This window comes from Streptomyces sp. NPDC030840, from assembly GCF_055572015.1.
On sequence record NZ_JBVIEE010000007.1, the window covers coordinates 388,550 to 412,652 of the forward strand.

The 24,103-nt window shown below is 70.8% G+C and carries 13 protein-coding genes and 1 pseudogene; 10 read left to right on the plus strand and 4 right to left on the minus strand.

Annotation, left to right across the window (positions count from 1 at the left end):
• Positions 1–92: 92 nt before the first annotated feature.
• Positions 93–1,325, minus strand: coding sequence for a L,D-transpeptidase (locus ACZ49J_RS18825; RefSeq protein WP_467449302.1), 1,233 nt, complete (start codon positions 1,323–1,325; stop codon positions 93–95).
• Between the two features lie 212 nt (positions 1,326–1,537).
• Between ACZ49J_RS18825 and glgX the strand changes: the two genes are divergently transcribed.
• The 9 genes from glgX to ACZ49J_RS18870 all read left to right on the plus strand — a co-directional run bounded on the left by glgX (position 1,538) and on the right by ACZ49J_RS18870 (position 18,319).
• Entirely contained in the window at positions 1,538–3,814 is a 2,277-nt protein-coding gene (glgX, locus tag ACZ49J_RS18830) for a glycogen debranching protein GlgX (RefSeq protein ID WP_467449303.1), read from the plus strand.
• A 431-nt stretch (positions 3,815–4,245) separates the two neighbouring features.
• Complete coding sequence (locus ACZ49J_RS18835) at positions 4,246–6,267, plus strand: ABC transporter ATP-binding protein (protein WP_467449304.1); 2,022 nt, start codon at positions 4,246–4,248, stop codon at positions 6,265–6,267.
• Positions 6,264–8,126, plus strand: coding sequence for an ABC transporter ATP-binding protein (locus ACZ49J_RS18840; RefSeq protein ID WP_467449306.1), 1,863 nt, complete (start codon positions 6,264–6,266; stop codon positions 8,124–8,126). Before ACZ49J_RS18835 ends, ACZ49J_RS18840 begins: the two co-directional genes overlap by 4 nt.
• A gap of 51 nt (positions 8,127–8,177) precedes the next feature.
• Positions 8,178–9,932 (plus strand): ABC transporter transmembrane domain-containing protein, encoded by a 1,755-nt coding sequence (locus ACZ49J_RS18845; protein WP_467449307.1) that lies wholly within the window; start codon positions 8,178–8,180, stop codon positions 9,930–9,932.
• A complete protein-coding gene (locus ACZ49J_RS18850; RefSeq protein WP_467449308.1) occupies positions 9,929–11,686 on the plus strand; it encodes an ABC transporter ATP-binding protein in 1,758 nt (585 codons plus the stop codon). The genes ACZ49J_RS18845 and ACZ49J_RS18850 overlap by 4 nt, the downstream gene beginning before the upstream one ends.
• A gap of 254 nt (positions 11,687–11,940) precedes the next feature.
• A complete protein-coding gene (locus tag ACZ49J_RS18855) occupies positions 11,941–13,995 on the plus strand; it encodes a M4 family metallopeptidase (RefSeq protein ID WP_467449310.1) in 2,055 nt (684 codons plus the stop codon).
• 352 nt (positions 13,996–14,347) lie between these two features.
• Positions 14,348–16,012: a M4 family metallopeptidase gene (locus ACZ49J_RS18860; RefSeq protein ID WP_467449311.1), complete on the plus strand. Its 1,665-nt coding sequence runs from the start codon at positions 14,348–14,350 to the stop codon at positions 16,010–16,012.
• Positions 16,013–16,095: 83 nt separating this feature from the next.
• Positions 16,096–16,626 (plus strand): DUF1990 family protein, encoded by a 531-nt coding sequence (locus ACZ49J_RS18865; protein ID WP_467449329.1) that lies wholly within the window; start codon positions 16,096–16,098, stop codon positions 16,624–16,626.
• A gap of 286 nt (positions 16,627–16,912) precedes the next feature.
• Positions 16,913–18,319, plus strand: coding sequence for an AAA family ATPase (locus ACZ49J_RS18870; RefSeq protein ID WP_468349498.1), 1,407 nt, complete (start codon positions 16,913–16,915; stop codon positions 18,317–18,319).
• A gap of 323 nt (positions 18,320–18,642) precedes the next feature.
• Here ACZ49J_RS18870 and ACZ49J_RS18875 read toward each other — a convergent pair whose 3' ends face one another.
• From ACZ49J_RS18875 to glgP, 3 genes and pseudogenes are all read right to left on the minus strand, one after another.
• A complete protein-coding gene (locus ACZ49J_RS18875; RefSeq protein WP_467449313.1) occupies positions 18,643–19,080 on the minus strand; it encodes a hypothetical protein in 438 nt (145 codons plus the stop codon).
• A 595-nt stretch (positions 19,081–19,675) separates the two neighbouring features.
• Positions 19,676–20,200, minus strand: a pseudogene (locus ACZ49J_RS18880) (RHS repeat-associated core domain-containing protein); the annotation flags it as partial.
• Between the two features lie 47 nt (positions 20,201–20,247).
• Positions 20,248–22,866 (minus strand): alpha-glucan family phosphorylase, encoded by a 2,619-nt coding sequence (gene glgP, locus ACZ49J_RS18885; protein ID WP_467449314.1) that lies wholly within the window; start codon positions 22,864–22,866, stop codon positions 20,248–20,250.
• A 608-nt stretch (positions 22,867–23,474) separates the two neighbouring features.
• Between glgP and ACZ49J_RS18890 the strand changes: the two genes are divergently transcribed.
• A partial coding sequence (locus ACZ49J_RS18890) for a maltotransferase domain-containing protein (protein WP_468349490.1) occupies positions 23,475–24,103 on the plus strand: 629 nt, incomplete at its 3' end.

The following is a 24,103-nucleotide window of genomic DNA, read 5'->3' on the forward strand; positions in this document are numbered from 1 at the left end:
ACTGTTCAGTCCCAAGTAGGACCGCCCTGAGCGCCATCCCGTTCCATGCGGCCCCCCTCTCGTGCGATCCCCCTGTGTCGTCGCCCTGTCGGTTACTTCACCGCCCCGCCCGCTTTCCACTCCTCCCAGCCCATGTTCCACCCTCCGAGGCCGTTGTCAGGAGCGACGTTCTTGTCATTGCTGTTGACCACCTCGACGACGTCCCCGATGAGGCTGCGGTCGAAGAACCAGCCCGCGGGCGTGTCCGAACCGCCGCCCTTCACATCACGCAGACCCACACAGCCATGGCTGACGTTGGCCTTGCCGAAGGCGCCCGGCGCCCAGTAGTTGCCGTGCAGGAAAGTGCCCGAGCGGGTGAGCCGCATGGCGTGCGGGACGTCCGGGATGTCGTACTCGCTCTTGCCGTCGGCCTTCCGGAAGCCGACCGTGGCGCCGTCCATCCGCGTCACCTCCAGCATCTCGGTGACGACCATCTTCCCGTTGTACGTGGTCGTCGCCGGTGCCCCGGCCGTGATGGGGACCGTGGCGAGCAGCTTGCCGCCGCGGTGCACCGTCATGGTGTAGGCGGCCGCGTCGACCAGGCTGACCTGGTGGCGGCCGACCGTGAAGGAGAACGTCTTGTGCTGCAGGCCGTACACCCCGTCCGCGCCCTCGACGTCCCTCAGGCGCAGCCGCACGGTGACCCGTGTGCCCGGCTTCCAGTAGTGCTCGGGCCGGAAGTCCACCCGGCTCGGGCCGAACCAGTGCGGCCGGATGTCGACGGCGGGCCGCGCGGTGACCTCGACGGCCCGCTCGACGGCCGCCCTGTTCTCGATCTGCCGGTTGAACTCCAGGGACACGATCATGCCGGTGCCGACGACGGCGCGGTTCTCCGGCATGACGTAGGCGACGAAGCGCTTCTCGGGGACGTGCGTGGTGAAGGTGGTGTGCCGGGCCGAGCGGCGGCCGGCGGCGTCGAGGGCGACGGCGTCGACGGTGTACCTGGCGGCGAGCGCGAGTCTTCGGGCGCCGGAGCCGGTGGGGCGCCAGGTCAGTCCGTCGGCGGAGATGCGCCCCGGCACGCGCGACTCCTGTGCGTCCTGGGAGGCGACGACCCTCACCCGCTCCAGGCGCCCGCTGGGCACCCTTACCTCGAAGGGTTCGTCGGCGCGCACGTCCCTGCTTCCGTCCGCCGGTGTGACGCGGATGGTGCCGTTCGGTGCCCCCGGCTTGTCGTCGAACTCCTCCGGCGTGCACCCGGTGGCCGCGGCCACCAGTGACGCCCATGTCAGTACGGCAGCCAGCGTGAGCCCGGCGCGTCGGGGAGCATGTGTGGTGATGAGCACTCGGACCTCTGTCTTTCCGGCCGGGGGCGGGCACGGTGTCCCCCGGAAAAGTGCGGTACGTGCGGCCCAACGACAGCGCACGCCCCGGGGAAACGTGAGTGCGAGCCACCGTCTGGGCAGAACAGTGGGAAGACCGACGCGGCGGGGGATCCACGGCTGGGACGCCGTGCCCCTGCGAGGCGTCGCTCCGCCGAGCCGCAGGAGGCCGTGAGGTGGCGAGCGCACCCGAGCAGGAGGCAGTCCAGGAGGACCGCGGGCCGTCCGCGAGCCCGGCCGCCGTGCTGAACGGCAGGCGGCCGACGGCGGACGACACCGCGCGGACACCCGTGTGGCCGGGGGCTCCCACGCCGCTCGGGGCGCGGTTCCGGGTCGGTCCGGACGGAGTGGCGGGGACCAACTTCGCGCTGTGGTCGGGCGGTGCGGAGGCGGTGGAGCTGTGCCTGTTCTCCGAGGAGGGAGTGGAGACGCGCGTCCCGCTCACCGAGCTGACGCACGAGATATGGCACGGCTTCGTGCCGGGCGTGCTGCCCGGTCAGCGGTACGGCTACCGGGTGCACGGGCGCTGGGACCCGTGGACCGGCGCCCGCTGGAACCCGGCGAAGCTGCTCCTCGACCCGTACGCGCGGGCCGTGGACGGCGCCAGGGGAAACGACTACAGCAGGCTGCCGCCCGAGGTGTACGGGCACGTCCGCGACTGGCCCCAGCAGCAGGTCGCGGACACCGTGCGCGACGACCGGGACTCGGCGCCGTACGTGCCGAAGGGCGTCGTCGTCCACGACGACGCCCCCGACGACGAGTGGATCGACGACCGCCGCCCGAAGACGCCGTGGGCGGACTCGGTGATCTACGAGCTGCACGTGCGCGGCTTCACGAAGCTGCACCCTCGGATCCCGGAGGGACTGCGCGGCACCTACGCCGGGTTGGCGCATCCGGCGGCGATCGAGCACCTGGTGAAGCTGGGGGTGACGGCCGTCGAGCTGCTGCCCGTGCACCAGTTCGCCCACGAGGACCACCTGCTGCGGCGGGGCCTGCACAACTACTGGGGCTACAACTCGATCGGCTACTTCGCCCCGCACGCGGCGTACGCGGCGTCCGGCACGGCCGGCCAGCAGGTGGGCGAGTTCAAGCGGATGGTGCGGGCGCTGCACGCGGCGGGCATCGAGGTGATCCTCGACGTGGTCTACAACCACACCGCGGAGGCGTCCGAGCTGGGCCCGATGCTGTCGCTGCGCGGGATCGACAACCGCGGCTACTACCGGCTGCAGCACGACGCCCGCCGGTACGCGGACTACACCGGCTGCGGCAACACCCTGCACGTGGTCCAGCCGCACGTACTGCGGCTCATCACGGACTCGCTGCGCTACTGGGTGACGGAGATGGGGGTGGACGGCTTCCGTTTCGACCTGGCCGCGGCACTCGCTCGCTCGATGCACGACGTCGACATGCTGTCCCCGTTCCTCGCGGTCATCGCGCAGGACCCGGTGCTGCGGCGCGTGAAGCTGATCGCGGAGCCGTGGGACGTGGGGTCGGGCGGCTACCAGGTGGGGGCGTTCCCGCCGCTGTGGACGGAGTGGAACGACCGGTACCGCAACGCCGTACGGGACTTCTGGCGCGGCGCGCTTCCCGACGTACGGGATCTGGGGTACCGGCTGTCGGGGTCGAGCGACCTGTACGCGTGGGGCGGCCGGCGCCCCTACGCGTCGGTCAACTTCGTCACCGCGCACGACGGGTTCACGCTGCGCGATCTGGTGTCGTACGAGCGCAAGCACAACGAGGCGAACGGGGAGGGGAACCGGGACGGCACGGACGACAACCGCTCGTGGAACTGCGGGACCGAGGGCGAGACCGACGACGAGCGCGTCCGCGCCCTGCGCCGCCGCCAGTTGCGGAACCTGCTGACCACGCTGCTGCTGTCGACGGGCGTGCCGATGCTGGTCGCGGGCGACGAGCTGGGGCGGACGCAGGGCGGCAACAACAACGCGTACTGCCAGGACAACGAGGTCAGCTGGCTGGACTGGGGGCTGCTCGAGGAGCCCGGCTGGAAGGCGCTGTTCGACCTCACCTCACGGCTGATCGCGCTGCGCCACGAGCATCCGGTACTGCGGAGGAGGGCCTTCTTCTCCGGGCGGGCGCACTCCGCGGACGGGTTGCGGGACCTGGCGTGGTTCACGGCGCGGGGCACCGAGATGACGGAACGCGACTGGTACGCGCCGGCGGCCACCCTCGGCATGTACCTCTCCGGCCGCGACATCCCCGGACGTGACGCGCGTGGCGTGCCGGTGGTCGACGAGAGCTTCCTGGCGGTGCTGCACGCGGGGGACCGCCCGGTGTCCTTCGCCCTGCCCGGCCCGCCGTGGGCCGAGCGGTACGAGGTCCTCGTCGACACCTCGCGCGAGGAGCAGGCGGAGGCGCCCGGCGTGGAGCACCGGGCGGGGACGGAGATCACGGTGCCGGCGCGGGCGGTGTTGCTGCTGCGGGTGCGGGAGTGAGTGCCGGGGCGCGGCGGTGGTTGTCTCGCCCCGGCCGCCCCTACCCGTCCCACCCTGTCCCTGGGGGCTGCGCCCCCAGACCCCCGCTGTCGGCCTTGCGGCCTCGTCCTCAAACGCCGGACGGGCTGGAAATCCAGCCCCTTGGGGGCACCTCCCAGCGGTAGCTGGGGGAGTGCGAGGAACGGGGGCCCGGGGGCTGGCCCCCGCTACCGGGGTCCGGGGCGGAGCCACGGGCGGGGTCGAAGGGGCGGCGCCCCTGGATGGGGGTCCCCCCGCTCGAGCGGAGCCGAGAGTGGGGGGAGGGATGGGTGGGGGCGGCGGGGGCGACGAACACTGGTTCCGCGAACGCAGAGGTCGTAGGACCAGCGACCGAATCCGCTCCGGCCAAAACTCGGTGGGCAGTGTCAGTGCCGGTCCGTACGCTCCGAATGATGCCCACGAAACCCGCCCCCGCCGAGGACCGCTCCGACCACCCCGATCACCCCGCCCACGCCAAGAGATCCACCGTACGTACGCTCATGCGTCTGTGGCCGTACGTCCGGCCGGTCCGGGCCCGGCTGTTGACCGCCGCCGTCGTCGCGATCCTCGCCTCGTGCGTGGGCCTGGTGATCCCGCTCGTCCTGAAGTGGATGGTGGACGGGCCGGTGGCCGACCGCGACCCGGCCGGCGTGTGGCTGGGGGCGCTGTACCTGCTGCTGCTCGGGCTCGCGGAGGCGGGGCTGTTCGGGCTGCGACGGTGGCTGGTGGCGCGGCCGCTGGCGGGTGTCGAGGCGGGGATGCGGGCGGATCTGTACCGGCACCTGCAGCGGCTGCCGGTCGCCTTCCACGACCGGTGGGCTTCGGGGCAGTTGCTGTCCCGGGGGACGACGGACCTGATGCTGCTCCGGATGTTCCTCGCCTTTCCGCTGACGTTCCTGCTGGTCAACGGCGTGACGATCCTTGTCGGCCTGATCATCATGCTGGTGCAGGACTGGACGCTCGGCTTGGTGATCCTGGGGCCGGCCGTCCCGGTCATCGTCACCTGCGTCGTCTTCGAGAAGCGGTACGCCGACGTGGCGCGGCTCGCCCAGGACCAGGTGGGTGATCTGACGACGGTCGTCGAGGAGAGCGTCCTCGGCATCAGGATCATCAAGGGGTTCGGGCGGCACCGCAGCCAGGCACGGGCCTTCCGCGAGTTGTCCCTGACCCTGCGGGGGACCGAGTTGCGCAAAGCGCGGCTGCTCTCCCTGATCTGGGGCGTGATCATCGCCCTGCCCGAACTGGCGATCGGTGCGGCGCTGGTGCTCGGCACCATCCAGGTTGCGGACGGCGAGCTGTCGGCCGGCACGCTGGTCGCCTTCCTGTCCACCGCGCTCGCCCTGCGCTGGCCCATCGACTCGATCGGCTTCCTCCTGGCGATGACCCAGGAGGCCGCCACGGCGACGGAGCGGTACTTCGAGGTCATGGACGCGGAGCCGGAGTCGGGGGCGGCGGGACGCGGGCTTCCGTTCAAGGACACCGGCCTCTCCCAGGACACCCGCCCCTACCCCGAGGACCCCGGTCCCTCCGAGGACATCCGCCCCCACTCCGCGGACCCCGGTCCCTCCGAGGACACCGGGCTCCGCTTCCACGGCGTCCAGTTCCGTTACCCCGACGCCCCCGAGGGCTCCCCTCCCGTCCTCGAACGCATCGACCTCCACATCCGGCCCGGCGAGTCCATGGCGCTGGTCGGCGCGACCGGCAGCGGGAAGACGACGCTCACGGCGCTGGTGCCCCGGTTGCACGAGGTGACGTCGGGCCGGATCACGCTGGACGGGCGGGACATCTCGGCGATGCCCCGCGAGGCGCTGCGCGAACTCGTCGCCGTGGCCTTCGAGGAACCCACCCTGTTCTCCGCGAGCGTCGGGGAGAACGTGCTGATGGGGGCCGGCGACAGCGCGGGCAGGGACGAGCTGGACCGGGCACTCGCCGTCGCCCAGGCCGACTTCGCGCACACCCTGCCCGAGGGCACCGACACCCGGGTCGGCGAGCAGGGCCTGAGCCTGTCCGGCGGCCAGCGGCAGCGGCTCGCGCTGGCCCGGGCGGTGGTGGGCCGGCCCCGCTTCCTCGTGCTCGACGACCCGCTGTCCGCGCTGGACGTCCACACGGAGGCCGCGGTCGAGGCGGCCCTGCGCCAGGTGCTCGCCCGGACCACGGCCCTGATCGTGGCCCACCGCCCGTCCACGGTGCTGCTCGCCGACCGTGTCGCCCTGCTCTCCGGTGGCCGCATCGCCGCCGTCGGCACCCACCAGGAACTGCTGCGCACCAACGTCGAGTACGCCTGGCTGATGTCGGGCGCGGACACCCCGGACCCCACAGGGCCCCCGCAGCCCACCGGCACACGCCGGACCACCGAAACCCCGCAGCCCACCGACAAACGCCAGACCACCGAAACCCCGCAGCCCACCGGCCGCCGCGAGGAGGCCCACCGATGACGGCGCCCACGACTCCCGCGCCGGCCACGGCCGACGACGACCGGGACCCCGCCGACCCGCACGGCGCCGGTGACCCGTTCGACCGCGACGTCCTGCCCACTCCCCCCGGCGCCACGGGCGCGCTCCTGCGGTCCCTGCTGGCCCCGTTGAAGGCCCGCGTCACCCTCACCACGGTCCTGTTGCTGCTCCAGCAGGCGGCGGTGCAGACGGGCCCGCTGCTCGTCGCGTACGCCATCGACAGCGCCGTACCGGCGTTCCGCCGCGCCGACCACGGCCCGCTGATCGCGGTGGCCGTGGCCTACCTGCTGTGCGCGGTGGCGTCCGGCGGGCTCCAGTACGCGTTCATCGGCACCTCCGCCCGCGTCAGCCAGGACGTGCTGCTCGACCTGCGCGGCCGCATCTTCCGGCACGCCCAGGCCCTGAGCGTCGACTTCCACGAGCGGTACACCTCGGGCCGGCTGATCTCCCGCTCCACGACGGACGTCGAGTCCCTGCGCGAGCTGCTGAACGACGGCCTGCAGGAGCTCGTCACCGTCGTCCTGTCCTTCGTCTACATCTCGGTGATGCTGCTCTGGCTGGACATCGGTCTTGGCACGGTCGCGGTGGCGTCGTTCGTCCCGCTGTACGCCCTGGTGCGGCTGTACCGGCGGCGCGCGGCGCGCGTGTTCAGGCTGCGCTCGACCGCGATCGCCGCCGTCATCGTGAAGTTCGTGGAGACGATGAACGGCATCCGCCCGGTGCGCGCGTTCCGCCGTGAGGCCGCCAACGACGTCGAGTTCAGGGCCCTCAACCACCGTCACGAGCGCATCAACGGCGACGGCATGCTGGAGATGGCCCGCTACGTGATCGGCTCGCGCGTCGTCGCCAACATCGCGGTCGCCGGGATCGTGCTGTGGGGCGCCTACCGGGTGGCCGACGGCACGCTGGCCCTGGGGGTGCTGGCGGCAGCGGTGCTGTACCTGCGCCGGCTGTACGACCCGATAGACCGGCTCGGGATGTTCCTGAACTCCTACCAGTCGGCGGCGGCCTCCCTGGAGAAGATCGCGGGCCTGCTGGCCCAGACGCCGTCGGTGCCGGAGCCGGCGGAGCCGAGGGAACTGCCCGCGCTCGCCTCCGAGTACCCGGGCCGCGAGGTCGTCTTCGACCAGGTGCGCTTCGCCTACCGCACCGGCGGCGAGGTGCTCCCCCGATTCGACCTCACCCTGCCGGCCGGGCAGACGGTCGCCGTCGTCGGCTCGACCGGCGCCGGGAAGTCCACCCTGGCCAAGCTGCTCGCCCGCTTCTACGACCCCTCCGACGGCCGGGTCCTCCTCGACGGTGTCGACCTGCGCGACCTCGCCGTGCCCGAGCTGCGGCGCGGGGTCGTCATGGTCACCCAGGAGTCGTTCCTGTTCTCCGGCACGGTCGCCGAGAACATCGCCATCGGCCGCCCCGACGCCACCCGCGAGGAGATCGAGCGGGCCGCGAAGGCGATCGGCGCCCACGACTTCATCAGCGCCCTGCCGGAGGGTTACGACACGGACGTCCGCAAGCGGGGCGGCCGTATCTCCGCCGGTCAGCGTCAGCTGGTCGCGTTCGCCCGGGCGCTGCTCGCCGACCCGGCGGTGCTGATCCTCGACGAGGCGACCAGCTCGCTGGACATCCCCGGCGAGCGGGCCGTCCAGCGCGCCATGTCGACCGTGCTGAGGGGCCGTACGGCCGTGGTGATCGCCCACCGGCTGTCGACGGTGGAGATCGCCGACCGGGTGCTCGTCATGGAGCACGGCCGGATCGTCGAGGACGGCACCCCGGCCGAACTCGTAGCGGGCACCGGCCGGTTCGCGGACCTGCACCGCGCGTGGCGGGACAGTCTCGCGTAACGGGCCGGGTGCGGACGGGAAAGGGAGCGGGAAAGGGAGAAGGGGCGGCGGATGGTCGACGCGTACGGGGATCCGGGGGTGCCCGGCTGTCGCAGCGGCAGCGGATATCTGTGGTGGCTGGTCACGCGGCAGAAGGGCAGATCGATCGCCGGCGCGGTGCTCGCCAGCCTCTGGATGGCACTGCTGGCACTCCAGCCGTATCTGCTCTCCCGCGCGATCGACGACGGCCTGGAGCCGGGCGACACGGCCGCCCTGGTCGGCTGGACCGCCGCCGTGCTGGCCTCCGGAACGGTCAACGCCGGTCTCGGCATGCTGCGGCACCGCACCATGACCCAGCTCCGGATGGACGGCAACTTCCGTACGGTCAAGGTCGTGATCGCCCAGGCCAACCGGCTCGGGGCCGCCCTGTCCCGGCAGACCGGGGCCGGGGAGGTCGTCACGATCGGTGTCGGTGACGTCCAGACGATCGCCTTCTCCCTGACCGCTGCCGGGCCCGGCGTCGCCGCCTTCGCCGTCTACGGCGTCGTGGCCGCGCTGCTGGTGTCGGTCTCCTCCCTGCTCGCCGTGGTGGTGCTGCTCGGAGTGCCCCTGACCGTCATCGTCGTCGGGCCGTTGATGCGCCGGCTGCAGGGGGCGGAGACCGAGTACCGGGAGCGGCAGGGCGTGCTCACCGCCCGGATCGGCGACCTCGCGGGCGGCCTGCGCGTCCTCAACGGCCTCGGCGGCAAGGGGCTGTTCGCGGACGCCTTCCGGCGTGACTCGCAGGCCCTGCGCGTGCAGGGGTACCGGGTCGGGGCGGTGACGAGCTGGATGCAGGCACTGGGCCTCGGGCTGCCGACGCTGTTCCTCGCCGTGGTGGCCTGGCTGGCGGCGCGGCTGGCGGCCCAGGGGGAGATCTCCATCGGCGAGCTGGTGGCCGTGTACGGCTATGTCGCGGTCCTGGTGGTGCCGGTGGCCTTCTTCATCGAGTGCTGCTACGGGCTCAGCCGGGGCGTGGTGGCCGCCCGGCGCGTCGTGCGGTTCCTGGCCCTGGAGCCCGTCGCCTCTCCCGCCGACGCGCTGGACGCGCCGGCGTCCGCGGCGGTGCTGAGCGATCCCGAGTCCGGTGTGCGCGTGCTGCCGGGGCTGCTGACCGCGCTGGTCGGTGCTCGTCCCGCCGACTCCGCGGCCGTGGTCGACCGGCTCGGCCGGTACGCCGAGTCGGCCGCGACCTGGGGCGGCGCGCGCCTCGACGAGATCGACCTGGCGCAGGTGCGGACGCGGATCCTGGTCGCGGACAACGAGGCCGACCTGTTCGCGGGAACGTTGCGCGACCTGGTCTCAGGCCTCCATGGCCCTGACGCCGTCGGCGACGACGCCCTGCGCCGCGCGGTGCACGCGGCCGTGGCCGACGACATCGTGCGTGGACTGCCGGACGGGCTCGACTCCCGGGTCGACGCGCAGGGCCGCAGTCTCTCCGGCGGCCAGCGGCAGCGTGTGCGCCTGGCCAGGGCGCTGCTCGCCGACCCGGAGGTACTGCTGGCGGTGGAGCCCACCTCGGCGCTCGACGCCCACACGGAGGCCACCGTCGCCGCGCGGCTGCGCGCCGCCCGCACCGGCCGTACGACCGTCGTCACCACCACCTCGCCGCTCGTGCTGGACCAGGCGGACACGGTGTGTTTCCTGGTCGACGGCAAGGTCGCCGCCACCGGCTCCCATGACCGGCTCCTCGTCGAGGAGCCCGCGTACCGCGCGCTGGTGGCCCGCGACACCGGCGTCGACGCCGATGGCGACGCCCACACCGACGCCGAGGAGGCCATGCAATGAGCGTGCGGCTGCCGGTCGCCGAGCCCTCCGAGGTGCGCCGGGCCGCGTCACGGCTGGTCCGGGCGGACCGGCGGGCCTTCACCGCCGTACTCGGTCTGAACGCGCTGGCCGCCGGGGTCGGACTGGTCGGGCCCTGGCTGCTGGGGCGGATCATCGACGAGGTCCGGGCCGGGGGCGGCGTGGACGTCGTGGACCGGATGGCGCCGGCCATCGTGGTGTGCGCGGTGGCCCAACTGCTGCTGGCCCGGTGGGCCCGGTATCTGGGGCACCGTTTCGGGGAGCGGACCCTGGCTCGCATCCGCGAGACGTTCGTCGACCGTGCGCTGGCGTTGCCCGCCTCGGTGGTGGAGCGGGCCGGTGCGGGCGATCTGACGGCGCGTGGCACCGCCGACGTCACGGCGGTGGGCACCACCCTGCGTGACGCCGGTCCCGAACTGCTCATCACCTCGGTGCAGGCGCTGTTCATCCTCGGCGCGGTCTTCGTGCTCGATCCGCTGCTCGGCGGTTGCGGAGTGCTCGGTCTGCTCGGCATCTGGGCGGCCGTGCGCTGGTATCTGCGCCGTGCGCGCACCGCGTACCTCGCCGAGGGCGCGGCCACGTCGGAGGTCGCCGAGGTCCTCGCGGCGACCGCGTCCGGTGCGCGCACGGTGGAGGCGTTCGGGCTGCAACGGCGCCGGACCGTCGCGAGCCGGGAGGCGCTGGAGGCCTCCCGCCGCACCCGTATGCGGACGCTGTTCCTGCGCAACGTGTTCTTCCCCGCCGTGGAGATCTCGTACGAGATCCCGGTCGTCGCCGTGCTGCTCGTGGGCGGGGCGCTGCACGCGCAGGGCGGGGTGAGCCTCGGCACGGTGGTCACCGCGGCGCTCTATCTGCGGCAGCTGAGCGAACCGCTGGGCCTGCTGCTGCAGCGGGTCGAGCAGCTTCAGGCGAGCAGTGCCTCGTTCGCGCGCGTGGAGGGTCTGGCCCAGGCCCCGCCGGGCACGGCCGGCGGCTCGCCCACGCCCGCGGGCGACCGTATCGACGTGACCGCCGTGTGCTACGCCTACGACCGCGGCGGCGAGGTCCTGCGCGGGGTCGACCTGACCGTGCGGCCCGGTGAGCGGCTGGCGGTCGTCGGACCCTCCGGTGCCGGGAAGTCCACGCTGTGCCGGCTGCTGGCCGGCGTCGACGCACCGCGCTCCGGATCGGTGACGGTGGGCGGGGTGCCCATCGCGGCGCTGGACCCCGAGCAGCTGCGGCGGCAGGTCGTGCTGGTCACGCAGGAGCACCATGTGTTCCTCGGCACGGTCCGCGACAACCTGCTGATCGCCGAACCGGGCGCCGCCGACACAGAGTTGTGGGCGGCTCTGGCCGCGGTCGGTGCCGGGGACTGGGCGGGCGCGCTGCCGGAGGGTCTCGACACCGTGCTGGGCCCCGAAGGCCACCGGACGGACGGCTCACAGGCGCAGCAACTCGCCCTGGCCCGGGTGGTGCTGGCCGATCCGCACACGGTGATCCTCGACGAGGCGACCGCGCTCATTGACCCGACGACGGCGCGGCACACGGAGCGCGCGCTGGCCGCCGTGCTCGAGGGCCGGACCGTCATCGCGATCGCGCACCGTCTGCACACCGCACACGACGCGGACAGGGTGGCCGTGATGGAGGACGGCCGGCTGACCGAACTCGGCACGCACGCCGAGTTGGTGGCGGCGGACGGCGCGTACGCGGCGCTGTGGCGGTCGTGGCACGGGGACCAGTCGTCGCCCGCCAGGTGAAGTCTCCGTATATCGAACCCTGCCACCCGGAATACGGAACATTTCGGCCAACTTCTTGACGCGCTCCTGACAGCTCTTACGGTTTCCTGCCACTCTTCCCACGGCTGCGTCACAGCAATCTCACAACTACCGCCGCACCGTGCCGCAGCGCATCTCCAGCAACTGGTTCTGCGTTCCACCTTGTTCTGCCCGGGCGGCCACCGACCGTCCGGTCTCCCCGGCCGCGATGAGCCGCGGCCACGCAGAAGGAGTCAGTGTTGAGACGCCAGTCCCACAGACGCACCTCCCACACCGCACAGCGTTCGCACTCCACCCAGCGACGCGCCGCCGCCGGCGCGCTCGTCGCCGTCACCGCCCTGCTGGCCGCGGCCGTGCAGAGCGGAGCCGCCACCGCAGCCCCGGAGAAGGCACCGTCGGCCGCGGCGAAGGGCTCCGAGTCCGTCAGACTCTCCCCCGCCCAGCGCGCCGAGCTGATACGCGAGGCCAACGCCACCAGGGCCGAGACCGCCGAGGACCTGGGCCTCGGGGCCAAGGAGAAGCTCGTCGTCCGTGACGTGCTCAAGGACCGCGACGGCACGGTCCACACCCGCTACGAGCGCACCTACGACGGCCTCCCCGTCCTCGGCGGCGACCTGGTCGTCGAGACCGCCGAGTCCGGGAAGACGGAGGGCGTCGTCAAGGCCACGCGGGCCACGATGAAGGTGGCGACCACGAAGGCCGCGCTGCCCGTCGCGAAGGCCGAGAAGCAGGCGCTGAGCGCGGCGAAGGCGGAGAAGGCCAAGAGCCCCGAGGTCAACCGGGCGCCCCGCAAGGTGGTCTGGGCGGCGAGCGGTACGCCGGTCCTCGCGTACGAGACGGTCGTGGGCGGTGTCCAGCACGACGGCACCCCGCAGGAACTGCACGTCATCACCGACGCGACCACCGGCGACAAGCTCTACGAGTGGGAGGCGATCGAGACCGGCACCGGCAACACGGTGTACTCCGGCACGGTCGACCTCACCACCATGCAGTCCGGTTCGACGTACAACCTGACCGACGGCGCGCGCGGCAACCACCGGACGTACAACCTCAACCGCGGCACCTCCGGCACCGGCACCCTGTTCTCGGGCTCCGACGACGTGTGGGGCAACGGCAGCCCGTCCAACCTGGAGTCGGCCGCCGCCGACGCGCACTACGGTGCCGCGCTGACGTGGGACTACTACAAGAACGTGCACGGCCGCAGCGGCATCCGCGGGGACGGCGTGGGCGCCTACTCACGCGTGCACTACGGCAACAACTACGTCAACGCGTTCTGGTCCGACAGCTGCTTCTGCATGACGTACGGCGACGGCTCGGGCAATGCCAACCCGCTCACCTCGATCGACGTGGCCGCGCACGAGATGACGCACGGGCTCACCTCCAACACCGCGGGCCTGAACTACAGCGGCGAGTCCGGCGGTCTGAACGAGGCGACCTCCGACATCTTCGGCGCGACGGTCGAGTTCTACGCGAACAACTCCTCCGACGTCGGTGACTACCTCATCGGCGAGGAGATCAACATCAACGGCGACGGCACGCCGCTGCGTTACATGGACCAGCCGAGCAAGGACGGCTCGTCGAAGGACTCGTGGTACTCGGGCATCGGCTCCATCGACGTGCACTACTCGTCGGGCCCCGCGAACCACTTCTTCTACCTCCTCTCGGAGGGCAGCGGCTCCAAGACGATCAACGGCGTCACCTACAACTCGCCCACCTCGGACGGGCTCCCGGTGACCGGCATCGGCCGTGACAAGGCGGAGAAGATCTGGTTCCGCGCGCTGACCACGAAGTTCACCTCGACCACCAACTACGCGGGCGCCCGCACCGGCACCCTCGCGGCCGCGGGTGAGCTGTACGGCACCACGAGCGCCGAGTACACGGCCGTGCAGAACGCGTGGGCGGGCATCAACGTGGGCTCGCGGCCGGGCGGTGGCGGCGGTGGCACGACGTTCGAGAACACGGCTGACGTATCGATTCCGGACAACGGGGCGGCGGTCACCTCGTCGATCGCCGTCACCGGCCGGACCGGCAACGCCCCCTCGAACCTCGCGGTCGCGGTGGACATCACGCACACCTGGCGCGGTGACCTCGTTCTGGACCTGGTGGCCCCGGACGGCACGGCGTACCGCCTGAAGAACGCCAGCTCCTCCGACTCGGCCGACGACATCAACGAGACCTACACGGTCAACGCGTCCTCCGAAGTCGCCAACGGCACCTGGCAGTTGAAGGTCCAGGACACGGCGGCCCAGGACGTCGGCCGCATCAACGGCTGGAGCCTGACGTTCCCGTAAGGCCCCTCGTAGGCCCTCGTAGGCCCTCGTAGGTTCTCGTAGGTCCTCATCAGGGCTCGCTGAGAGGCAGTGGTGAGACAGCGGCGCCGTCCCGGTGGGTCAACTCCCGGGGCGGCGCCCTCTTTTGCGCTTCGCAGATCCCGCCTTTGCTGGCCCTTTACCGAGGTCAGAACGGGTTCACACACCCGCAACATTCACCCGGCCGCCACTTTTCGGCCAACATCACTTGAGGGTCCTGACATGTACGCGTCCCTGGTGTCACTCTTCCACCAACCGCCGCACCAGCACCGCACCTTCACAACCATCCCGGACAGTCGCCCCACACTGTCCGGCTCCCCCACAAGGAGCTCGTGTGACCCCCTTCTACGCGCGTCACAAGCGCACCACCCTGGCCATCGCGACCGCCGTCGCGTCCGGGGCCCTCCTCACCGCCGGCCTGACCACCGGCGCCTCCGCGCAGACGGAACCCGGCACCGGCAAGTCCCCCAAGGTCACCGCCCTCCCGGTCGCCCTGACCCCGGCCGCGCGCACCGCCCTGATCAAGCAGGCCGACGCCGCCACGAGCGAGACCGCCGACGAACTGGGCCTGGGCGCCCAGGAGGAGCTCGTCGTCCGCGACGTCATCAAAGACGCCGACGGCACGACCCACACGCGCTACGAGCGCACCTACGCCGGACTCCCCGTCCTCGGCGGCGACCTGGTAGTCCACGAGTCGAAGTCCGGTGAGACCGAGGGCGTCACCAAGGCCACGAAGGCCGCCATCAAGGTCGCCGACCTCACCGCGGACGTCACCAAGGCCAAGGCCGAGAAGCAGGCCCTGAAGGCCGCCAAGGCGGAGGGCTCCACCAAGTCCGCGGCCGACAGAGCCCCGCGCAAGGTCGTCTGGGCCGCCAACGGCAAGCCGGCCCTCGCGTACGAGACGGTCGTCGGCGGCTTCCAGCACGACGGCACCCCGCAGGAGCTGCACGTCATCACCGACGCGACCACCGGCGAGAAGCTGTACGAGTGGGAGGCCGTCCAGACCGGCACGGGCAACAGCCAGTACAGCGGCACGGTCACCATAGGCACCTCGCTGTCCGGTTCGACGTACCAGCTCAACGACGCCTCGCGCGGCGCCCACAAGACGTACAACAAGGCGCGCGCCACGTCCTCCTCGGCGGGCACGCTCTTCACGGACGCGGACGACACGTGGGGCACCGGCACCGCGTCGAGCTCCTCGACCTCACAGACGGCCGCCGTGGACGCCCACTACGGCGCCCAGGTCACCTGGGACTTCTACAAGAACGTCCTGGGCCGCAACGGCATCAAGAACAACGGCGTGGCCGCCTACTCCCGCGTCCACTACGGCAACGCGTACGTCAACGCCTTCTGGTCCGACAGCTGCTTCTGCATGACGTACGGCGACGGCGAGGGCAACACCAAGCCGCTCACCTCGATCGACGTGGCGGGCCACGAGATGACCCACGGCGTCACCTCGAACACGGCCGGGCTCAACTACTCCGGCGAGTCGGGCGGCCTGAACGAGGCCACCTCCGACATCTTCGGCACGGCGGTCGAGTTCTACGCCGCCAACTCCAAGGACGTCGGCGACTACCTCATCGGCGAGAAGATCGACATCAATGGCGACGGCACCCCGCTGCGCTACATGGACCAGCCCAGCAAGGACGGCTCGTCGGCGAACTACTGGTCGTCGAGCCTGGGCAACCTGGACGTCCACTACTCGTCCGGCCCGGCGAACCACTTCTTCTACCTCCTTTCGGAGGGCAGCGGCAGCAAGACGATCAACGGGGTCACCTACAACTCCCCGACGTCCAACGGCGCCACGATCACCGGCATCGGCCGCGACAAGGCGGTCAAGATCTGGTACAAGGCGCTGACCGAGTACATGACGTCCACCACCAACTACAAGGGCGCGCGCACGGCGACCCTGAACGCGGCGGCGGCCCTGTACGGCTCCGACAGCGCGGAGTACAACGCGGTCAACGCCACGTGGGCCGCGGTGAACGTCACCGCGTGATTCCCGCCTGGTGAGTGACTGGGGCGGTACCCGGGGAGAAGGCGACTCCGGGTACCGCCTTAGGCTGTGGCCCCATGTCCCCCATGGAAGGCCACGACGACTCCGCCCACAGCCCCTTCACGTACGAGGACGTGGGCGCGACCCGCTCCGGCCACTGTCCGCCCGGCTTCAAGCCGATGGACGTCAGAACGCGCATCGGCGAAGGCACGGAGGTCTTCGACCTGGCCGCCCGCCTGCTGTTCACCTGGGAGCTGCACCGCGCGATCGGCGTGGGCATCACCGCCGACGCCCCCGAGGCCGCCCCCGGAGTCGACGTCACGGTCAGCCTCGGCGGAGTCATCAAGGCCCCCTGCCGCGTGGTCTGGACCATGGACGAACCCCGCCACAAGGGCTGGGCCTACGGCACCCTCCCCGGCCACCCCGAGTGCGGCGAGGAGGCGTTCGTCCTCTACCGCACGGGTGACGGCACGGTGTGGCTGGCCGTCACGGCGTTCAGCCGCCCGGCGAAGTGGTACACCCGCGCCGGCGGCGCGGCGACCCGGGGCCTGCAGCACGCGTACGCGCGGCGGTGCGGGGCGGTGCTGCGGCGGCTGTGTGAGGACCCTAAGGGGTGAGCGGGGCCGCCGGCCTGGGCCAGCTCTTTCGAGCGCTCGTGGCCCTGACGCGCCCGTCCCACCACATCGCGCAGGGATACTCAAAGGAGTGACGCTCTCACCAACTCGAGTTCGACGAGATTTGTCTACCCACACTTAGACAAGACACTCGACTCGATCAGCGGGAGCCCCCGTGCGACAACGCCCCACCAAGCCCCAGGCTCCCCCGGTGAAACCCCATGACGTAGTCGACCGCAACCGCGAGTGGGCACTACTCACCGACTTCGTCACCGACCCGTCTCCTGCCATGCGGCTCGGCATCGTGTCCGGCCGATGGCGCCACGGAAAGTCGTTCCTGCTTCAGGCCTTGTGCGAGTCGGTCGGGGGCCTGTACGTCACCGCCATCCGCGAGGAGGGGCGCATCCTGGCACTTCAGCGCTTCAGCGAGGCCATCGCCGCACACGCGGGCCTACGCCCGGGCACCCTCGACCTGGCGAACTGGCGGGAGGTCCTCACCAACGCCCTGGACGTCACGGCTCGCGGTTCTGAGATCCCACTCCTCATCATCGACGAACTCCCGTACCTCCTCCAGCACTCACCGGAGCTACCCGGCCTGATCCAGCAGTTGTATGACGACCATCAGCGCGGCGAGGGCATCGGCGCCCGGATCATCCTGTGCGGCTCGGCGATGAGCGTCATGCACGAGCTGCTGTCAGGCACAAACCCGTTGCGTGGACGCGCTGTCATCGACCTGCGGCTCGGAGCCTTCGACTACCGCACAAGCCGCGACTTCTGGCAGCTCGATGACCCGTTCACGGCGCTGCACGTCCACTCGGTCCTCGGAGGCGCCCCCGGCTACCGACCCATCGCCGGCCGCACCGACCCGAACGACGGCTTCGACACCTGGGTCGCGCAGACGCTCCTCAACCCTGGGCGGGCGATCTACTCACGTACGGAAACCGAGTTCCTGTTGCGTGAGGACCCTCACATCACCCAGCACACCCTCTACTACGACATCCTCACGGCCATCGCCCGAGGTGCGACCACCCCCACCAAGATCGGTGCCGCGCTCGGCCGCCCGCGCAACGCCGTCACGCATCCGCTCGACGTCCTGGGGTCGACGGGCTACATCCATCGCGAGCAGGACCTCCTCCGCCCCCGCCACCCGGTGATCACACTCGCCGATCCTGTGATCCGCTTCAACCAGCTCATCACACTCCCCCAGGCGGCAGCGGTGGAACAGGGCTTCGCCGACCAGATCTGGAAGGCCTCGACCCCCACCTTCAACTCCAAGATCCTCGGCCCTCACTTCGAGACCCTCGCCCGCGCATGGACCCTCCAGCACGCCCACACGATGCTCCCGGAGGGCCTCCCAGGCCCTGTCGGCACAACGGAGGTCCCCGACCCGGCAGCCCGCACCAAACACGAGGTCGACGTCATCGCCCTGGCCCTGGGCGAACGCCCGCAGTCCCCACGCGCGCGCATCGCTCTGCTGGGAGAGGCCAAGGCGACGGCGGCCCGCCGGGGGATGGGCGACCTGCAACGCCTTGAGCGCATCCGGGACTTGCCCACCGAGCAGGGATACGACACGACTGAAGTGACCCTCGCACTGTTCTCCCTTTACGGCTTCCACGCCGACGTGACGGAACTCGCCGAGGAGCGCCGGGATCTGCTCTTGATCGACTTGCCCGCACTGTACGGAGTCGGCGCCTGAGGCAGAGCTGCTCCACGGCGACCCACCTGGCGAGCCGGCAACCGCGCCGCACTCGGAGGGGGGAGATGTGTGAGTTCACGTCACTGCATGGCCGTTCGTCCCTACCCTGACCAGGGACGACCAGGGGACGCTGCGTAGCAGCATGATTGCGTTGCGCGATGCATCGGGTCGTCGACGCGACCACGAGGATGTAAAGGCGGGACGGGGCATGGAGGACGAGCGGGACCGGAGACCTTCTCTCCTGGACGGACGCTGTGCACTCGTCTACAAAGCTCTCGCCAGAGTGGCACGCGGCAAGTACTCCACCAGCAGACCGCGGGGGCTCATACCAGATCTCTTCGCACAACACGACATCCACTCTGCCTGATGAGCCATTCAACAGCCTCGACAGGAGACTGTTCTTCCGCACCGCTTAGGCGAATCTTCAACAGCCGCTTTGCCGAATCCATTTCTGCAGACCATAGCGCCCACTCTTCATTATCGCCGCCGAACCAGTGAGCCCACTGCATGAGTTCCCATCCCTGCGCCTCCACCATGCGCCTCTGCTCCTCCGCACCGGCCTTCCTCCATTGAGCCAGCCAGGCAATCTTTTCTTCCCTTGAGCGCTCGGGGGAGAATTTTCCAAGCAGCCACTCGGGGAGGTTGGAAACCCAGAACTCTTCACTCACCTCCGCCGTCTGCCTGACTTGCCTAAGGGTCTCAACAACATCCGCCAGCCTCAGCACACTGCCCTCATCTCCGTACGCAGAGATCTCCAGCACGGGTACCACCTTCGTAACATGTGCAGGGCAGATCGTGAGATAACAGCCCTCGTCGCGATCAGCTTTCTTCCGCACTACCCGGAATTATTTGCTTGTACATTTCCCTGATGTGCTGCGACCGCAGACCATATTGATCACGGTAGCGCCTGTCAACCACCAACGGAGCCTCAGGGAAGTCCTTATAAACATTCACCGTCCGCGCTCGATCCCACGCCCTGGCGCCTGCCAGGCCGACGGAAGGAGACAAGGCCATCATGGTCTTGTAGTAGGCGTCCCTGACAGTACATAGGTTGTCACCTTCGAGGCACGGCAAGTCTGGGATCGACGTCTCGTCAGGCGGGGGTTCTGGTGAACTACAGCTACTTGCCATTGCAAAAATGCATACCCCGTTCGGCGCCTGATGCTGATATCGCTGCGGGGTTGGGCTATCGACAGTCGGAGCGATGTAATAGACGACGACTGATGCGGTTCCGTTGGACGCTTTCGGGTGGCCGGGAGCGGGACCATCGCTACCTCTGTGGTCACCGTAGTTGAGACCATTACCATGATCGTCTGGACCCTCTGGCATGGGGTCACCGTCGTCCGGACATTCATCCCCTCCTCGACCACAGGCAAGCCCTTTTCCAGTGGGGTCGGAGTAGGTGAGTGGGTTCTGGACGGCGTAGGAGTAGCCGCTGAGCGTCTGGTGCTTGTCGAGTTCCAGAAGCGGGTCAACGCTGATGAACTGGGCGATTGCCGGGTCGTATTCCCTCGCGCCCACGTGAGTCAGCCCCGTCGACTCATCCGCCGGCTTCCCCAGGAACGCCTTGTCGTCCGGCCATGACGTCGGCTTTGTGCCTCGCGGTGCGCCGAACGGGGTTGTCTAGCGCTTGGTGATCGCGTACGTGGTGGCGTCCAGGGCGATGCTGGACGTGCCGTGGTGGTCGGAGGCGAGGAAGCTGAGCTTCGTGCCCGACGTGCCCGCAGTGGCGGTGCGTACCGCGATGGTTTGTCCGTTGGCCGTGTAGTAACGGGTGCCGGACAGAGTCTTCGTCGTGCCCTTCACCGTCAGACGGACCTCGGTACCACCGAGGTAGAGGAGCGTGTCGCCGTCGCCCTTGGCCCGGCGAATGAGGAGTTCTGTACCGCAAGTGAGCCCGGGCCGCTCCTCGGCCACCGCCCCTCACCTCACCGCAACAGCACCCCCGCCCCCTCCCCCACGTCCTCCGACGGCACCGCCACGAGTCCCAGCTCCGCCGGTGACGCCAGCAGCCGGTGGGCCGGGAGGATGCGGACCGTGTAGCCGAAGGGGCCGGTGCGGTCCAGGGACAGCGGGCCCTCGTAGACCCAGCGGCCGTCGCCGTCCGGGCCGGCGGTCGGCTTCAGCGGGACGCCCGCCGCGTCGGCGATGCGGTCGTCGGAATCCACCCGGCCGGAGACCGCCTGGACCTCCACGTCGTCCGGGGCCAGGTCGCCGAGGCCCACGCGCACCCGCAGGGCGAGCGTCGTCCCCAGTTCCGCCGTGGCCGCCGAGGCCGACGTCTCCACGTGGTCCACCGTGACCCGGTGCCAGGCCGCGCGCACCCGCGCCTTCCACTCCGCCAGTTCCCGTGCCACGTCGGGCCCCAGCTCGCGGTGCGCGCGGGCCGCCGGGGCGTAGAGGCGCTCCACGTACTCGCGGACCATCCGGCCGGCCAGCACCTTCGGGCCCAGATGCGTGAGGGTCTGGCGGACCATCTCGATCCAGCGGTCGGGCAGTCCGCCCTGGCCGCGCTCGTAGAAGCGGGGCGCCACCCGCTGCTCCAGCAGGTCGTACAGCGCCGCCGCCTCCAGGTCGTCCCGGCGGTCGTCGTCGGTCGCCGTACCGTCCGCCGTGGGGATCGCCCACCCGAAGTCCGGCTGGAACCACTCGTCCCACCAGCCGTCCAGGACGGAGAGGTTCAGGCAGCCGTTGAGCGCCGCCTTCATGCCGGACGTCCCGCACGCCTCCAGGGGGCGCAGGGGGTTGTTCAGCCAGACGTCGCAGCCGGGGTACAGCTTCTGGGCCATGGCCATGCCGTAGTCCGGAAGGAACACGATCCGGTGGCGTACGCGCGGGTCGTCCGCGAACCGCACCAGCTCCTGCACCAGCCGCTTGCCGCCGTCGTCCGCCGGATGGGCCTTGCCCGCCACCACGATCTGGACCGGCCGCTCCTCGTGCAGCAGCAGATCCATCAGGCGGTCGCGGTCGCGGAGCATCAGGGTCAGTCGCTTGTACGACGGGACGCGACGCGCGAAGCCGATGGTCAGCACGTCCGGGTCGAGGACGGAGTCGATCCAGCCGAGTTCGGCCGTGCCCGCGCCGCGCTGGCGCCAGGACGCGTACAGCCGCCGCCGTACCTCCGTGACCAGCTGTTCACGCAGGTCCCGGCGCAGGTCCCAGATGTCCTGGTCGGGGATGTCGGCCACCGCGTCCCAGCGCTCCGAGCCGCCGACCGTGAGGGCGTCCTCGGTGCGCTGCGCGCCGACCTGGCGGGCGCCCAGGCGGAGGACCTCGGGCGCCACCCAGGTCGGGGCGTGCACGCCGTTGGTCACCGAGGTGATCGGGACCTCGTCCGGGTCGAAGCCCGGCCAGAGGCCCGAGAACATCTCGCGGCTGACGTGCCCGTGGAGCAGTGAGACGCCGTTCGCCCGCTGGCCCAGGCGCAGCCCCATGACGGCCATGTTGAAGAGGTTGGTCTCGCCTCCGGGGTAGGTCTCCATGCCCAGACGCAGGACGCGCTCCACGTCGATGCGCGGGAGTTCCGCGTCGGGGCCGAAGTGGCGGGCCACCAGCTCGCGGTCGAAGCGGTCGATGCCGGCGGGGACGGGGGTGTGGGTGGTGAACACCGTCCCCGCCCGCACCGCCTCCAGACCGGCGTCGAAGTCGAGCCCTTCGGCGCAGAGTTCGGCGATGCGCTCCAGCCCCAGGAAGCCCGCGTGCCCCTCGTTGGTGTGGAAGACCTCGGGCTCCGGGTGGCCGGTCAGGCGGCAGTACGTCCGGACCGCGCGCACCCCTCCTATGCCCAGCAGCATCTCCTGGAGCAGACGGTGCTCGCTGCCGCCGCCGTACAGCCGGTCGGTCACGCCCCGCTCGCCGTGCTCGTTCTCGTCCACGTCCGAGTCGAGCATCAGCAGGGGGACGCGGCCGACCTGGGCCTGCCAGATACGGGCCAGCAGCCGGCGCCCGCCGGGGAGGGCCAGGGAGACCTGGGCGAGGGAGCCGTCGGCCTCCCGCAGCGGCACCAGCGGCAGCTCGTGGGGGTCGAGCACCGGGTAGTGTTCCTGCTGCCAGCCGTCACGCGACAGCGTCTGGCGGAAGTAGCCGTGCCGGTACAGCAGGCCGACGCCGATGAGCGGTACGCCGAGGTCGCTGGCCGCCTTCAGATGGTCGCCGGCGAGGATGCCGAGGCCGCCGGAGTACTGCGGCAGGGCCGCGGTGATGCCGAACTCGGGTGAGAAGTACGCGATGGCGGCGGGGAGTTCGGCCGTCTGGGTCTGGTACCAGCGCTCACCGGTCACGTAATCGCGCAGATCGTCGGCCGCGGCGCGCAGACGCCGCAGGAAGCGCCGGTCCTCGGCCAGTTCCGCGAGGCGTTCGCCGGCGACACTGCCCAGGAGGCGTACGGGGTCGCCACCGGAGGACGCCCAGCGCTCCGGATCGACGGACTGGAAGAGATCACGGGTCTCGGCGTGCCAGGACCAGCGCAGATTGCGCGCCAGCTCACTGAGCGGGTGAAGGGCTTCGGGGAGGACGGGTCGAACGGTGAACCTGCGGATCGCCTTCACTGAGTTCCACCTTCGCGACAGGACGTGCGCGGCCGAGGGACCCACACCGCTGTGGGCCCCTTCGTCACCCCCGACCGTAGCGGCGAGAGGGGGTCCACAACATGGTGCCTCCCTGAGTGCGCCCCTCCCGTGCCCCTCGGCGCAGCCATCAATCCAGCGACCGTCAATCCAGCGACCGTCAATGCAGCAACGGCCAATGCAGCGACCACGGCTGCGACCCACCAGGTCCGTGAAAGCGGCGCCGGCTCAGGCGTGAAGAGGACTTTCGCACCAGCACCTGGCCGTACCACCGCGCGGCCACCCCGGACTTGTCAACCGCTCGGTTTCGGGCAAGGTGACGGGCCGCGGCATCGGTTCACCCCCCACACTCCCGCAGGTCAGCAACCCCTGGCACCAGGTCAAACGCCCGGCCGCGGTGCAGGGGCGCGGTCCGGCCGCGCCCTCCGAGGACGAGGCCGGACTTGTGTGTAGACATACGCGTGAGTAGTTAACAAAGTGCCGGAATGCCCACCCGCGTAGGGTGGGAAGGCTCCTCCGGTACGCCCCGCAGGCCCCACCTCCCCACACCCTCATCCGCCCACCCACGTTGACGCGGACAGGAGCGGTTCATGCCCGCCACGCACCATCCGTCAGCACCCCCGACGAACGGCACCACGCCCGCGCCCCCCGTGCGCCGGGTGAGCGCCGACCCGCCCCACCCGGCATCCGAACCCCCCACGATCGGCCGCATACCGGTCCTCGACGTCCGCCCCCTCGTCCACCAGGGGCGCCGCCCCGCCAAGGCGGTCGTGGGCGAGGAGTTCGAGATCTCGGCGACCGTCTTCAGGGAGGGCCACGACGCCGTGGCCGCCAATGTGCGCCTGAAGGACCCCGACGGCCGTACGGGCCCGTGGACGCCGATGCGCGAGCTGGCCCCCGGCACCGACCGCTGGGGCGCCACCGTCTCCCTGCCGCGCGAGGGCATCTGGACGTACCAGGTGGAGGCCTGGGGTGATCCGGTGACCACCTGGCGGCACCACGCCGGGATCAAGATCCCGGCGGGCCTCGACACCGGCCTGGTGCTGGAGGAGGGCGCGCGCCTGTACGAACGGGCGGCGGCCGACGTACCGAAGAGTGAGGGCCGGCGGGACGTGATCCTCGCGGCCGTGGACGCCCTGCGGGACGAGTCGCGTCCGGCCGCCTCCCGTCTCGCGGCCGCGCTCACCCCCGAGGTCGACGAGGTCCTGGCCCGCCATCC